Source organism: Streptomyces sp. NPDC005775 (assembly GCF_042871565.1).
Lineage (GTDB): Bacteria > Actinomycetota > Actinomycetes > Streptomycetales > Streptomycetaceae > Streptomyces.
Genome location: NZ_JBIAIU010000001.1, coordinates 710,165 through 723,986 on the forward strand (window position 1 = coordinate 710,165; position 13,822 = coordinate 723,986).

Below are 13,822 nucleotides of genomic sequence, written 5' to 3' on the forward strand. Positions count from 1 at the left end.
GGCGGACCCGGTGTCAGAAGATCCAGGAGGCCAGGGTGTAGAGCATCGCCCCGGCCCAGACGAAACCGACCGCACCCCCGAGCAGCATGCCCACCGCCACACGGCGCTGAGCGGGGTGGAGGGGAGCGGTTCGGCCAGTTGATCGATATGCGTTCATGTGTCCAGAGTGCCGATCATGATCGGCGGGCGCTATCCGTACGGATACTCAGACGCCCGGACACCGTGCCCGCACCGGGCTCAGCCGGTGGCTTCCCGGAGCGCCCGCCCGCACAGCGCGTCGGCCTTGCGGGTCGTCTCCGGCTGGCGGAAGTCGCGGGCCAGCAGGAGCGTGTGCGCGCAGGCGTTGTCCAGCCCGATGCGGTGGCCGACCGAGACGTACACCGGTTTGGTGCCGTCCTGGGTGCGCAGCGCCTGCCCCACCACCTCGTCCCCGTCGAGCAGCGGCGACCGGTCGCCGCGGTGGGGGCCGGGCTGTTCGTACGAGAAGGTGAACGGGTTCTTCGCGACGCCGATGACGGGGAGCCCGGTGAGCACGCCAAGGTGGCTGGCGAGGCCGAAGCGGCGCGGGTGGGCCTGTCCGTAGCCGTCGCAGACGACGAGACCCGGGTCGACGGAGAGGGACTCCAGCGCGGCCAACACGGTGGGGATCTCACGGAAGGCCAGGAGTCCCGGGACGTACGGGAAGGTGACCTGCCCGACGGCGGTGGACTCGGCCAGCACCTCCAGCGTGGCCGCGTCCAGTACGACGGCCGCCGCCACGACGACATCGCGCGCGTCGTCGTAGGCGACGTCGACACCCGTCACCCGGCCGGTACCCGGCGGCGGTCCTTCCTCGTCGAGCACCACGCGGGTGCGCAGGGTCTCCTGGAGGGCGCGGGCCTCGGCCTCGTCGGCCGGTATCCGAAGTGTCGTCATGATGCCGGTCAGTTTAGGCGGGCCGCTCCCGTAGCCTTCGGATTATGTTCGTACTCGATCTGTCGTACACCGCCCCGCTGGACCGCGTCGACGCGCTGCTGGAGGAACACGTCGCCTGGCTCGACGCCCAGTACGCGGCCGGGGTGTTCGTCGCCTCCGGCCGCAAGAACCCCCGCGAGGGCGGGGTGATCCTCGCGGTCGGGGACGACCGGACCGCGATCGAACGGCTCACGGCGTCCGACCCCTTCGTCGCGCACGGCGTCTGCGCGTACCGCGTCACGGAGTTCATCGCGACGAAGACGTCAGACGCGCTGTCCCCGTACCGGCAGCAGGTGTAGGGCCCTCTCAGCGGACGACCGCGCGTGCGGCCCGCCCCTTTTCGCCGGCGGCCCAGCAGCTCCCGTCCGCGGTGCAGGCGACCGTGTCGTACGACCCGGTGTCGACCGTGCGCCAGGTGCGGCCGCCGTCCGTGGTGAGGTCGGTGCCGGTCGGGCCGACCGCCAGTGCGGCCGACCGGCTGTGCGGCAGCCAGGCGACGCCGGAGCGGTAGGCGGTGGGCGGCGTCCGGGACGGCTGCCAGCCGCGGCCCCCGTCGGAGGTGACGGCCGAGGCGCTGGGCGACATCTGGTCGGCGCGGTAGTCGCCGCCGACCGCGACGCCGTGGGCGCGGTCGCGGAAGGCGAGGCCGAAGACGCCCCGGGCCGGGTCCCCGGCCGGGATGGGCGACGCGGTCGCGGTCCAGGTCAGTCCGCGGTCGCCCGAGTGCAGGACCCGGGCGGTGGCCGCCCCGCCCGTCGCCAGCCACACGTCCTTCGGTCCGGCGCTGACCAGGCACTGCCCACTGGCCGCGAAGCCAGCCTCACCGGCCTGGGCCCGCGGCATGCCGGCGCTGGGCAGCACGTTCCAGCTGCGGCCCCCGTCGGCGGTGGACAGGAGGCGGAACCGCCCGTCCACGGGGTCGCTCATGGCGAGGCCGTGGCGGCTGTCGAAGAAGGTGAGGCAGTCGTAGAACGCGCGTGCGTCGCTGTTGCGGAAGGACTCGGTCCAGGTCGCCCCGCCGTCCTCCGTACGCAGCACCCGGGAGGCCTCGCCCTCGCCGATGGCCAGGGCGACCGCCCGCCGGGCGTCGAAGGCCTCGATGTCGCGGAACTCCAGTGCCTCGTCGGCCGCACCGGGCGGCGAGACGTCGCGCCAGTGCCGGCCGCCGTCGGTGGTGCGCAGCACGGTGCCCTTGGATCCGGCGAGCCAGGCGGTGCGGCTGCTGACGGCGGCGAGGCCGCGGAAGCGTGCGTCGCTGCCGGTGTCGGTGGATGTCCAGGCCGGCCCGTGCCGTCCGACGGGCGCCGCGTGGGCGGCGGGTAGGGACGACGCGGCGGCGAGCGCCGCCCCGCACAGTCCCAGTGACATCAGTCGTCGCATCTTCCCCATGGCCTTCATGGCGCTGGAAGCTAACCCACGGGCCGGGCCCCGTCCAGGGTGCATCGCCGGAAAACGGGCACGCGTGGGAGGCAGCGGTGTGCGGTGACGCAGCTCACGCCGTGCTCCGGTGCACGGATCGGCGGAATCGTTCGTCTGTATGAGTGCCGGAAACCGTTCATCCGGTCGCGAGAGGGAGCAGGTCTTGTCCACCGAAATCGAACAGTCCGTACAGGCCCGCATGGTCGCATCCGCACCGCAGATGGAAACGCTTCCCGCAGTACTGAGCTACGACCGCACGGACCCCTTCGCCGTACGCATGGCGTTCCCCGCGCCGGCGACGCTGGAGGGCACCGAGGTGTCCTGGGAGTTCTCCCGGGAACTGCTGGCGGCGGGGATGGAGGCGCCGGCGGGGGTCGGGGACGTACGCGTCCGGCCCTTCGGCTACGACCGTACGGTGCTGGAGTTCCACGCCGCCGAGGGGATCGCCATGGTGCACGTGCGCACGGCGGAGCTGCGCCGGTTCCTGCGTCGTGCGCAGGAACTCGTCCCCACCGGCGCCGAGCACCGCTTCCTGGACCTGGACCGGGGCATCGTGTACCTGCTCGGCGGCTCCTGCTGACCCCGCCGGCCGCCCCCGGGAGTTAATTCGCTTGCTCCGTCCCGGGGGCCGCCGTACCTTCGATGTTGTCCTTGTTGTCGCCGATAGGAGTAGGACGTTGCTCGTCTGAGGTCTTGAGACACCGTGTCGCACGCCGTGCCATGTCCGCACACGTCCGCGTGCCCGAGTGTGACCTCAGCTCTTCGAGCCGTCCTCCGCGACCAGGGCCCTCCCTTTCTCCACTTCCGGATTTCTTCCGTGGGAAGCCAGTGGCCGGTGTCTCGCCCCGTTGCCCTGTCCTTCCTCGCAACCGGGAGTTCTCTCATGTCTACCCCCCTCACCCACATCACCTGCTCGTCGCTCTCCTTCACCTGGCCCGACGGCAGCCCGGTCCTGGACGACTTCCACCTCACCGTGGGACCGGGCCGTACCGGACTCATCGGGCTCAACGGCTCGGGCAAGTCGACCCTGCTGCGGCTGATCGCCGGTGAACTCACCCCCACCGAGGGACATATCAGGACGGCGGGCGAGGTCGGCCACCTGCCGCAGAACCTCGTCCTGGACACCGCGTTGCGCGTCGACGCCGCGCTGGGCATCGCCGACACCCGTGCGGCGCTGCACGCCATCGAGGCGGGCGACGTCGGCGAGGAGCGGTTCACCGCCGTCGGTGACGACTGGGACGTGGAGGAGCGGGCGCTCGCCACGCTCGACCAGCTCGGCCTCGGCCACATCGGGCTCGACCGCACGATCGGCGAGATGTCGGGCGGTGAGTGCGTGCTGCTGCGCCTGGCGGCGCTGCTGCTGGCCCGGCCGGACGTACTGCTGCTGGACGAGCCTACGAACAATCTGGACCGGCACGCTCGCGGTCGTCTCCACGCGGCGGTCGACGCGTGGAACGGCGTGCTCGTCGTCGTCAGCCACGACCGGGAACTCCTGGAACGGGTCGACCAGATCGCCGATCTGCGGGAGGGCACGGTCACCTGGTACGGCGGGAACCTCTCGGCGTACGAGGAGGCGCTCGCCGTGGAACAGGAGGCCGCCGAGCGCATGGTGCGGGTCGCCGAGGCCGATGTGCACCGCCAGAAGCGCGAACTCGCCGAGGCCCAGGTCAAGCTGGCACGGCGCAAGCGCTACGGACAGAAGATGCAGGAGAACAAACGGGAACCGAAGATCGTCATGGGCGCCCGCAAACGATCCGCCCAGGAGTCGGCGGGCAAGCACCGCATCATGCACGCGGAGAAGCTCGCCGAGGCGAAGGAGCGTCTCGGCGACGCGGTCGACGCGGTGCGGGACGACGCCGAGATCAGGGTCGAACTGCCGCACACCAGGGTTCATCCGGGCCAGGAGGTGCTGAGGCTGGACGATCTGGAGCCGGCGTACGGGGCACGGGTACGGGGTTCGTTCGAGGTGCGCGGTCCGGAGCGCATCGCGCTGGTGGGACGTAACGGAGCGGGCAAGACGACGCTGCTGCGGACGCTGGCCGGTGAGCTGGCCCCCGTGTCCGGCGAGGCGTCGGTGCGGTTGCCGATGCGCTTCCTGCCCCAGCGACTGGACGTGCTGGACGACGCGTTGAGCGTGGTGGAGAACGTGGCGCGGTTCGCACCGGAGGCCACGGACAACCGGATCAGGGCGCGACTGGCACATTTCCTGTTCAGGGGTGCGCGGGCGGACCGTCCGGCCGGAACCCTGTCGGGCGGTGAGCGGTTCCGTGCGGCTCTGGCCTCGCTGCTGCTGGCCGAGCCCGCACCTCAGTTGTTGATGCTGGACGAACCGACGAACAATCTGGACCTGGCGAGCGTGCGCCGGCTGACGGCGGCACTCGACGCGTACGAGGGGGCGCTGATCGTGGCGAGCCACGACGTACCGTTCCTCGAATCGCTCGGGATCACTCGCTGGCTGCTGCTCGACGGCGGTCTCCGGGGCACGACGGTGGAGGAGGTGCGCACCGGCCTGTGACGTGCGGGGCACAGGGCGCTGGGTCCGCGGCCGCTATCGGTGGAGTAACGCCCAGGTCTTGGAGCCGCCGGAGGCCGTCAGTGCGGGGGCCAGCCCCCAGTCCCCGCCGTGTTCGTCCACCGCGGCGGCCAGCAGCCACATGCTGGCGCTGCGGTGTTCCCGGCACTCCTCGGTCTTCTCGGGGGATTCATGCGCCGGGTGCTGGTCGTAGAGGGTGATCCGCAGCGCGTCGAACTGCCAGTGGACCCGTAGGAGCATCTCCCGGTCCGGCGTGAAGCGGTAGGCGGCGGCGACGAGTTCCGAGGTGGCGAGCACCGCCGTCTCGGCGAGTTCGGCGAATCCGTGCCGCGTGAGCAGCTCGTCCACGGCGCGGCGGGCGAGTCCCGCACAGAAGGCGCCGCCCGGCAGGGCGAACGAGTAGCTGAGGTTGTCCGCCGCCGGTGGTTGGGGTCCGGGGGGTGCGAGGGCCGGGAGACAACGCAATGCGCCCTTCATCAAGTGCTGCTCACATTTCTCGTACGTGTGGTGACGATCACACACGGGGGTGGTCGCCCCGTGTGAGACTTGCGCTACCGACCGTAGCGTACGTCCGGAGCACAGTGCTACTACTTGTGTGGTTCCGGTCATTTCGCCGCCCACACCCCCGCCCCAGCCCCCATCCCCGGAAGGACGCACCACCGTGCCGCCCAGGACCACACCGACCGCACGACAACAACGCCTCGGGCACGAACTGCGCAAACTGCGCGAGCAGTCGGGAATGACGGCGCAGCAGGCCGCGGCACTCCTCGGCGTGGACCGCACCCGCATTCCGAACATCGAGTCGGGCCGGTTCGGCATCAGCGCCGAGCGCGTCCGCACCCTCGCCTTCAACTACGGCTGCCCGGACACCGGACTCGTGGACCTGCTCACCGAAATGGCACAGGAGCGAGCCAGGGGCTGGTGGGAGGAGCAGCGCGGACTGCTACTGCCGAGCCTGCTGGACATCGCCGAACTCGAGTTCCACGCGGTGGAGTTGCACACCGCCACCACGACACACATCCCCGGCCTGTTACAGACCGAGGACCACGCGCGCGCGGTCTTCGACACCGCGGACCCCCAGCTGCCCGGCCCCGACCTGATGGCCCGGCTCTCCTTGCGGCTGCGCCGACAGGAGGTGCTCGAACGGGAGCGCCCACCGCTGTACGAGGCGGTGATCCACGAGGCCGCGCTGCGGATGCAGTTCGGCGGCCCCAAGATCACCCGGGCGCAGCTGGAGCACATCCTCGACCAGTCCGAGCGCAGCCGGATCACGGTCCGGGCCATCCCGTTCGCAGCAGGCGGTTTCCCCGGAGCCGGACAGTCGTTCACCTATGTCGGGGCCGCGGTGGCGCAGCTCGACACCGTGCAGCTCGATTCTTCGCACGGCTCGATGCTGCTGGACGCGGATATGCAACTGCGCCGGTATCGAGGCCTGTTGGAGCGCCTGCGTACGCTCGCGCTGTCCGTGGACGAATCACGCGACTTCATCCGGCGCATAGCCCAGGACCTCTGAGGAGAGAGATCATGAACGATATCTGCTGGGACGAAGCCTTCTGCAGCGAGGGTGCGAACTGCTTCCGTTTCGGACTCGACGACCAGGGGCGCGCCTACATCGGCTCCACGACCGATACGGCCGCCTACGTCAGCGACTCGATGGAGGCGCTGCAGGCGCTGATCTTCGCGGTGAAGGCGGGGGCCGCTGACCACCTGCTCTGATCCGGCCCGTTCCGACCGTGCCCCCTGCGCGCTGTGCTCCGAGTACGCCGACTGTTCAGAGCCCACCGCCACGGGGCCCGGCCCGGCCGATTATTCGATTTTTCTCGGCCTTCACCCTCGCCGCCACACCTCCCTGACCCTCTGTATACATGCCTGACCTGCACTTATGACCCTACGTGAACGACTGTCGCCCGGATGGGCTTGGCGGTGGCCTTACTGCCGCTTTAACCTACGGTCTCGTAACCTACGAAGCCGTAGGTATTTTCTCCCGTCCCCAGGAGCCCCCGTGACGATCACCTCTCCCCACCTCGGCAGTGCACAGGCGTGGACCGACGCCCAACTGCTGTACGCGCTGGAAGAGGTGGTGGAGAAGGAACTCAACCGCCATCTCAAGGTCGCCAAGGACTGGATGCCGCACGAGTACGTGCCATTCTCCGACGGCCGTAACTTCCCCGGTGTCTTCGAGGACGGCCAGGCCTGGGAGGCCGAGCAGTCCAAGGTCACCGACATCGGCAAGATCGCGCTGGTCGTCAATCTGCTGACCGAGGACAACCTCCCCAGCTACCACCACGAGATCGCCTCGCTCTTCGGCCGCGACGGCGCCTGGGGCACCTGGGTGCACCGCTGGACGGCCGAGGAAGGCCGCCACGGCATCGTGATGCGCGACTACCTGCTCACCTCGCGCGCCGTGGACCCGGACAAGCTGGAGCAGTTCCGGATGGCGCACATGGCGGAGGGCTTCGAGTCCGACAACCGCCACTCGATGCTGCACTCCGTGGCGTACGTGGCGTTCCAGGAGCTGGCGACCCGGGTCTCGCACCGCAACACCGGGCACCAGTCGGGCGACCCCGTCTGCGACCGCATGCTGGCGCGGATCGCGACCGACGAGAACCTGCACATGGTGTTCTACCGCAACCTCCTCGGTGCGGCCTTCGAGCTCGCCCCGGACCTGACGATGCAGTCCGTGCGCGATGTCGTCGTGAACTTCCGGATGCCGGGCCACGGCATGCCCGGGTTCGAGCGCGCCGCCGCGCAGATGGCCATCGGCGAGATCTACAACATGCGGATCCACCACGACGACGTGATCCAGCCGGTGCTGCGCTACCTGAAGGTGCTGGACATCGACGGCCTGGGCCCGGAGGGACTCCAGGCGCAGGAGGAGCTCGGTCTGTACATGAACGGGCTGGACAGCGAGGCGTCCAAGTTCGACGCGAAGCTCGCCGCGCGCAAGGCTCGCCTGGCAGCCCGCGCCCAGGCCTGACAGCCGGCGCACACGCCCCGACGGCGGGCGGGCCTCCTCGGCCCGCCCGCCGTCCTCGTACCGGCAGGCCGCCGCGGCCACGACGACGGAGCGCCTTCAGTGGGGCCCCGGCCGGCGGTGACGACGGCGTACGGGGGCGAGCCCTGCCGAGGGCCGCGCGGACCGTACTCTGTGCCCGTGAAACCTGTGACCCGCCTTGTTCTGTTCGGTGCGCCGATAGCCGTCGCCGCATCCCTGCTCTTCAACATCGGCGGCGACCCGGAGCTGCCCGCGGTCTCTCCCCGGGCGCCCGCATCGTCCGCCCCGGACACCGGAGCGGACCCGTACCTCGAGGCGGACGACGAGGAACGCCGGGAACTGGACGCACAGGTGGCCGCGATGCCCGCCGGGCTGGCCGCGCCGAAGATGCGCGAGGTCGCCTGGAAGCTGCTGTCCAGCGCCGAGGGATCGACGCTGGACTGGCGCAGCCAGTACGGCACGATCGAGGACAACGGCGACGGCACCGGGTACAACGCCGGAATCGTGGGCTTCTGCTCCGGTACGCACGACATGCTCGTGTTCGTCGAGTCGTTCACCGGCGACCACCCGGACAGCCCGCTGGCGCCCTTCGTCCCCGCTCTGCGCAAGGTCGACGGCACCGCTTCGCACGAGGGGCTGGACCCCGGATTCACCGCCGCGTGGAAGAAGTCGGCCGAGGACCCGGCCTTCCGGGCCGCCCAGGACCTGGTCCGGCTGAAGCAGTACTTCGAGCCCGCCGTCCGGCTGGCGAAGCTGGACGGTCTCGGGGCCCTGGGTCAGTACATGTACTTCGACGCCATGGTGCTCCAGGGGCCCGGGACCGACGAGGACGCGTTCTACGGCATCCGGAAGGCGGCCGTGGCCGAGGCGGACACGGTCGCGGAGGGCGGCGACGAGGCGGCCTACCTGGACGCCTTCCTCGAAGCGGCACGGGCCGTGATGAAGTCGAAGAAGAACCAGCAGGACACCTCGCGCCTCGACACCGCCCAGCGCGTGTTCCTGGAGGACGAGAACCTCGCCCTGGAAGCGCCGCTGGCGTGGCAGGTCTACGGCGAAACCTTCCGCATCCCGTCCTGACGCACGGTCCGGGCCGCCTGCATGGCCCCCGTTGAGGGGACGTTCACGCCTCGTCGCGGTCGGCTCTGCGGAGCCGGTCGCGCTCCTTCTCGGAAAGACCGCCCCACACGCCGAATCGCTCGTCGTTGTCGAGTGCGTACTCCAGACAGGCCAGACGCCCCTCGCAGGCGTTGCAGAGCTGCTTGGCCTCACGGGTGGAGCTGCCGGGGGCGGGGAAGAAGAACTCCGGCCCCGTCTGTGCGCACAGCGCTGTCTCCTGCCAGGCGAGAGCGGGGTCGATCGCGGTGTTGATCAGCATGGGGCACACAGTGCCCTGCCGCGATAAACGACTGATCAACGTTTCCTCAACCGGGCCGGGGCCGGCCGCTCACGCCCGCCGGGTCACTGGACGCTCCTGATCACGGCGAACGCGGCACCGGAGGGATCGGTGACATGGGCGAAGGTGCCCACACCCTCCGTCTCCAGCGGCTCCAGCGTCAGCTTGCCGCCCAGCCGCTCGACCGCCGCCACCGTGGCATCGCAGTCCTCGACCTCGATGTACGGCAGCCAGTGCGGCCCGGCGACGGCACGGACGGGCACCGCCTCCAGCGGGACGAGCCCGCCGAAGGAGGTCTCCTCGCCGCCCCCCGCCGGTCTGACGACGGTGTACGCCCCTTCGCCGCCCGGATAGGGCGTCCGGGCCGTCTCCCAGCCGAAGACGGCGTCGTAGAACGCCGCGGCCGCCGGCACGTCCGGGGTGTAGAGCTCGGCCCAGCAGAGACTCCCCGGTTCGTTCACCACGCCGAGGCCCGGATTCCGCTTCGGCTGCCAGAGCGCGAAGTACGCCCCGGCGCGGTCGGTGAACCCGCCCATCCGGCCGTGCTCCAGGACGTCCATCGGCTCGAACGCCACCGTCCCGCCCGCGTCACGCACGGCGCGCGCGGTGGCGTCGGCGTCCGATGACCGGAAGTACACCGACCAGGACGGCTTCGCCTGCTCCTCGGTGACCGTCATCGCGCCGCCGACCGTCTCCCCGTTCAGCGTGAACATCCCGTAGTCACCGGTCTCGGGGCCTCCGGCCTCGAAGTCCCAGCCGAACACAGTGCTGTAGAACGCTGTGGCCCCTTCAAGATCGGGCGTGCCGAGATCCATCCAGTCGGGGGATCCGTCGACAAAACGGGTGGTGAGCATCGTGCGCTCCTTCGGTGGTCCCGTCCTCGCACAGCGGGAGTTCCTGACTCCCCGAGTCTCGCACCGGGCACTGACAACCGCAGCGCCTGGCGGGGCGGCGGGCTCGCCCCGCTGTCGGTCACGCGTGGGACGATATGAGTCGCTCCGGGCGAGAGCCGGTGGGCGCAGTGGCAAGGCGGCGGGGACAGAAGGTACGACATGACTGAGGCCGGCTCCACGGAGGGCGGGGCGCCGACCGGGCGGGCGGCGCGGGAGCTGCTGGCGCGGGCCGACGGGCTGCTGGACGCCGCGCGCGGCGTTCTCGCGGATCACACCCGCGCGGTCGGCGCCGTACGCACGGCTCTGGACCCCCTCCTCGACGCTCTCGTCAGCGAAGCGCTCTCGGCCATCCCGGTGTCCCGGCTCAAGGACGTCACCGAGGGCCGGCTGCGCCTCGGCGCGGTCGAGCAAGCTGGTTTCACGACGGTGGCGCAGGTGTACGGGGCGGGCCGATACGAGCTCCGCCAGATTCCCGGCGTAGGCGCGCAGACGGCCGACCAGACGCTGGCCGCTGCCGGCCAGATCGCGCACGCCGTACGGGACACGGTCGCCCTGCGGATAGACGTGGACACCCCCGACGACGCGACGACCGCCCTGGTCACCGCGTTGTACCGGTTGGTCGAGGCCGGGCCGGACGTGCGGCGGGCCGTGGACGGGGCCCGGCGGCTGACCGACCGTCTGGAGCCGTTGCTGACCGCTGCCGGACCGGTCCGGGGGCGGGTGCGGATGCTCTTCACCCGGCGGGAGGCCCGGGTCCGGGCGCTGGAGGCGGTCGCCTCCGTACGAGCGGCCGTCGCCGACTCGGTGGAGCGCGAACTCCCCCTCCTCTTCGGTCAGGTGTCGGTCGACCTGCTGCGCGACCCGGAGTCCGACGTCGCGGCGTGGGTCGATTTCGAGCTGCGGTCCGCGGAGTACTACAGCCTGCTGGCCGAGATGTCCGGCACCGGTCCCGACCGGGACGCGGCCGAGGGGTTCCTGCCGTCCCAGATCACCGACCGGGTCCGCGGGCTGCGGCTGGACGACGCCCGGCTGCGGGTCTCGCTGCGCGGCTACCAGTCCTTCGGCGCGCGCTTCGCGCTCGCGCAGAAGCGGGTGATCCTCGGCGACGAGATGGGGCTCGGCAAGACCGTGCAGGCCATCGCCGCGCTGGCCCATCTCGCGGCGGGCGGGGAGACGCACTTCCTGGTGGTGTGCCCCGCGAGCGTCCTGATCAACTGGACACGGGAGGTCCGTGCCCGCTCCACGCTCCGCCCGTTGCCGGTGCACGGTCCTCAGCGGCAGGAGGCGTTCGCGGAGTGGCGCGAGAGCGGCGGCGTCGCGCTGACCACCTTCGACGTCCTGTACACCCTTCCCCTCGCGGCCGAGAGCGGTGTGCGGCCGGGCATGCTCGTCGTCGACGAGGCGCATTACGTCAAGAATCCGGCCACCCGGCGCGCCCGTGCGGTGTCCGGCTGGTCGGAGCGGACCGAGCGTGTGCTCTTCCTGACCGGCACACCCATGGAGAACCGGGTGGAGGAGTTCCGCAGTCTGGTCCGCCACCTCCAGCCGGAGCTGGCCCCGTCCGTCAGCACCACGCACGGCGTCGCCGGTTCGCACGCCTTCCGCCGGGCCGTCGCCCCCGCCTATCTGCGCCGCAACCAGCAGGATGTGCTCACCGAACTCCCCGCGCTCGTGCAGGTCGACGAGTGGGAGGAGTTCAGCGACGCCGATCAGCGGGCGTACCACGATGCGGTGGCCGCCGGGCACTTCATGCGGATGCGCCGGGCCGCGTACGCCCGCCCGGCCACGTCCGCCAAACTGAACCGGCTGCGGGAGCTTGTCGCGGAAGCCGAGGGCAACGGCCTGAAGGTCGTCGTGTTCTCCTACTTCCGCGAGGTGCTGGAGACGGTCCGGCAGTCCCTGGGGGAAGGCGTGTCCGGCCCGCTGTCCGGCAGCGTGCCGGCCGCGCGGCGCCAGGAGATGATCGACGGTTTCGCCGCGGCGGACGGTCACGCGGTGCTGCTCAGCCAGATCCAGGCGGGCGGGATCGGGCTGAACATGCAGGCCGCGTCCGTCGTCATCCTCTGCGAGCCGCAGATCAAGCCGACGATGGAACACCAGGCCGTGGCCCGCGCGCACCGGATGGGCCAGATACGCACGGTGCAGGTGCACCGGCTCCTCGCGACGGACAGTGTCGACCAGCGGATGCTCGACATCCTGGCCCGCAAGGAGCGGCTGTTCGACGCGTACGCACGGCGCAGCGACGTCGCGGAGACGACCCCGGACGCCGTGGACGTGTCGGACGGTTCACTGGCCCGCCGCATCGTCGAGGAGGAACAGCAGCGTCTCGCCACGGTGCCGAACCCCGCGAGCCCAGCATGATCCACACGAGAGGCCCCAGGCGTATTGACCCGAGGCGACAACCCTTCGGGTCAACACACCTAGTGGCCTTCGTGCGCCGGCGCCTTCTCCGAGGGCTTCGCCTGCGGCGCTGACGCCATGCTGTGTCCCTCGTGCCCCGGGACCGTCCCGTCCGCCTTGGCGACCAGCAGCATTCCGGCCATCCCCATGTCGGAGTGGCTCTGCACATGGCAGTGGTACATCCAAGCGCCGGCGCCTACGTGTTCGCCCGCGATGACCTGGAAACCGAAGGAGTCCGCAGGCCCGACGATCTTCGTGTCGATGACCCGGCTCGGGTCGTCCGGCCCGGTGAGCAGGCCCGTGCGGTTGTCCGCCCAGCGGTGACCGTGGATGTGGAACGTGTGGTAGTACTCGCCGTGCGTGATCATGACCACTTCGAGCCGGTCCCCCACCGTGGCCTCGAAGTCGGGGCTCTTGTCGGCGGGCTTGTTGTTGATCAGCATGTCGTTGAAGACGATGGTGATCGTCTTGTCCGGCAGGATGTCGCCCTTGCGCCGGACGATCACCGGCCCGTACAGCCCCTTGCGGATGCCGCCCGTGCCGTGGTCGGTGCCGACGACGTGGTCGTGGTAGTGCCAGTAACCCGCGCTGCCCGGCTGCCAGGTCCCGTCCTTGCGCCGGCCCGGGACGTGGGTGCGCCAGGTGTACGTGCGGGTCTCGCCCGGTTCGACGATGCTCCGGTTCATCCGGGTGCCGTCGCTCGCGATGTCGTAGTCGACGCCGTGGGCGTGGAGGCTGGCCGCCACGTCCATGGTGTTCTCGAACTCGATGTGCAGGGTGTCGCCCTCGTTGATCTCGATCAACGGACCGGGGATCGACGCCTTGCCCTTCTCGAACCCGTAACCCATCTGGCCGTCCGCCAGCTTCTCCGCGTACAGCTTGAGGTGGCGGACCACCCCTCCGGCGGGCGCCGTCCGGGGCGGGTTCTCCGCCGAGGTGGCCTCGATGGCGCCGAGGGACAACGATGTCACGCCGGTCGCCGCCGCCACCCCGCCACCCATCAGAACCCGCCGGTTGAAGCTCCTTCGGTCCATGTCGAACTCCCCACTTCGGGACGGATGTTGCGGAGAACGGGCCATACCGTAGCCCGGGGAGCTTCGTTTATCCACACTAAGGACAAAGTTCGTGTCATTGCTGCCATAGCTATTGGCGAGCCGCGAAAAGAGGTCTAGCTTCATGCGCTGTCGCAGTGCCCAAAGCTGTTGCAGTGACCAAAGCTGTTGCAGTGACCAAGG

General features: G+C 70.4%; 15 protein-coding genes. 8 read left to right on the forward strand and 7 right to left on the reverse strand.

From position 1 onward, the window contains the following. Window positions 1–13 precede the first annotated feature (13 nt). Both mmpA and ACFYPA_RS03160 read right to left on the reverse strand, forming a co-directional pair. Complete coding sequence (gene mmpA / locus ACFYPA_RS03155) at window positions 14–157, reverse strand: morphogenic membrane protein MmpA (RefSeq protein ID WP_359349791.1); 144 nt, start codon at window positions 155–157, stop codon at window positions 14–16. An 80-nt stretch (window positions 158–237) separates the two neighbouring features. Then, a complete protein-coding gene (locus ACFYPA_RS03160) occupies window positions 238–915 on the reverse strand; it encodes an endonuclease V (RefSeq protein WP_389129087.1) in 678 nt (225 codons plus the stop codon). A 44-nt stretch (window positions 916–959) separates the two neighbouring features. Here ACFYPA_RS03160 and ACFYPA_RS03165 point away from each other — a divergent pair, with 44 nt between their 5' ends. Next, the gene (locus tag ACFYPA_RS03165) at window positions 960–1,253 is read left to right on the forward strand and encodes a YciI family protein (RefSeq protein ID WP_359082177.1); all 294 of its coding nucleotides are present in this window, start codon (window positions 960–962) and stop codon (window positions 1,251–1,253) included. 7 nt (window positions 1,254–1,260) lie between these two features. Here the strand turns inward: ACFYPA_RS03165 and ACFYPA_RS03170 are convergent, their stop codons facing one another. After that, window positions 1,261–2,352, reverse strand: a complete 1,092-nt coding sequence (locus tag ACFYPA_RS03170) for a WD40/YVTN/BNR-like repeat-containing protein (protein ID WP_389129089.1) — start codon at window positions 2,350–2,352, stop codon at window positions 1,261–1,263. 184 nt (window positions 2,353–2,536) lie between these two features. Between ACFYPA_RS03170 and ACFYPA_RS03175 the strand changes: the two genes are divergently transcribed. Together ACFYPA_RS03175 and ACFYPA_RS03180 are read left to right on the forward strand one after the other, a co-directional pair. Further along, window positions 2,537–2,953 carry an SsgA family sporulation/cell division regulator gene (locus ACFYPA_RS03175; RefSeq protein WP_389129091.1) on the forward strand — a complete coding sequence of 139 codons (417 nt, stop codon included), beginning with the start codon at window positions 2,537–2,539 and terminating at the stop codon, window positions 2,951–2,953. 303 nt (window positions 2,954–3,256) lie between these two features. Next, window positions 3,257–4,888 (forward strand): ABC-F family ATP-binding cassette domain-containing protein, encoded by a 1,632-nt coding sequence (locus ACFYPA_RS03180; protein ID WP_359311480.1) that lies wholly within the window; start codon window positions 3,257–3,259, stop codon window positions 4,886–4,888. Window positions 4,889–4,921: 33 nt separating this feature from the next. Here the strand turns inward: ACFYPA_RS03180 and ACFYPA_RS03185 are convergent, their stop codons facing one another. Continuing rightward, window positions 4,922–5,383, reverse strand: coding sequence for an ATP-binding protein (locus tag ACFYPA_RS03185; RefSeq protein ID WP_359082180.1), 462 nt, complete (start codon window positions 5,381–5,383; stop codon window positions 4,922–4,924). A gap of 184 nt (window positions 5,384–5,567) precedes the next feature. Here ACFYPA_RS03185 and ACFYPA_RS03190 point away from each other — a divergent pair, with 184 nt between their 5' ends. The 4 genes from ACFYPA_RS03190 to ACFYPA_RS03205 all read left to right on the forward strand — a co-directional run bounded on the left by ACFYPA_RS03190 (window position 5,568) and on the right by ACFYPA_RS03205 (window position 8,978). Next, window positions 5,568–6,419: a helix-turn-helix transcriptional regulator gene (locus tag ACFYPA_RS03190; protein ID WP_359082181.1), complete on the forward strand. Its 852-nt coding sequence runs from the start codon at window positions 5,568–5,570 to the stop codon at window positions 6,417–6,419. A gap of 11 nt (window positions 6,420–6,430) precedes the next feature. Further along, a complete protein-coding gene (locus ACFYPA_RS03195) occupies window positions 6,431–6,622 on the forward strand; it encodes a hypothetical protein (RefSeq protein WP_359082182.1) in 192 nt (63 codons plus the stop codon). Between the two features lie 286 nt (window positions 6,623–6,908). After that, window positions 6,909–7,883, forward strand: a complete 975-nt coding sequence (locus tag ACFYPA_RS03200) for an acyl-ACP desaturase (protein ID WP_359082183.1) — start codon at window positions 6,909–6,911, stop codon at window positions 7,881–7,883. Window positions 7,884–8,069: 186 nt separating this feature from the next. Continuing rightward, on the forward strand, window positions 8,070–8,978 hold the full coding sequence (locus ACFYPA_RS03205) for a chitosanase (protein WP_359082278.1): 909 nt from the start codon (window positions 8,070–8,072) through the stop codon (window positions 8,976–8,978). Between the two features lie 43 nt (window positions 8,979–9,021). Here the strand turns inward: ACFYPA_RS03205 and ACFYPA_RS03210 are convergent, their stop codons facing one another. Continuing rightward, the gene (locus tag ACFYPA_RS03210) at window positions 9,022–9,276 is read right to left on the reverse strand and encodes a WhiB family transcriptional regulator (RefSeq protein WP_359082184.1); all 255 of its coding nucleotides are present in this window, start codon (window positions 9,274–9,276) and stop codon (window positions 9,022–9,024) included. 83 nt (window positions 9,277–9,359) lie between these two features. Next, window positions 9,360–10,148, reverse strand: coding sequence for a VOC family protein (locus tag ACFYPA_RS03215; protein ID WP_389129096.1), 789 nt, complete (start codon window positions 10,146–10,148; stop codon window positions 9,360–9,362). Between the two features lie 198 nt (window positions 10,149–10,346). Here ACFYPA_RS03215 and ACFYPA_RS03220 point away from each other — a divergent pair, with 198 nt between their 5' ends. Continuing rightward, the gene (locus ACFYPA_RS03220) at window positions 10,347–12,548 is read left to right on the forward strand and encodes a DEAD/DEAH box helicase (protein WP_389129099.1); all 2,202 of its coding nucleotides are present in this window, start codon (window positions 10,347–10,349) and stop codon (window positions 12,546–12,548) included. A gap of 59 nt (window positions 12,549–12,607) precedes the next feature. Here the strand turns inward: ACFYPA_RS03220 and ACFYPA_RS03225 are convergent, their stop codons facing one another. Beyond that, window positions 12,608–13,621, reverse strand: coding sequence for a multicopper oxidase domain-containing protein (locus ACFYPA_RS03225; protein ID WP_359082187.1), 1,014 nt, complete (start codon window positions 13,619–13,621; stop codon window positions 12,608–12,610). Window positions 13,622–13,822 lie beyond the last annotated feature (201 nt).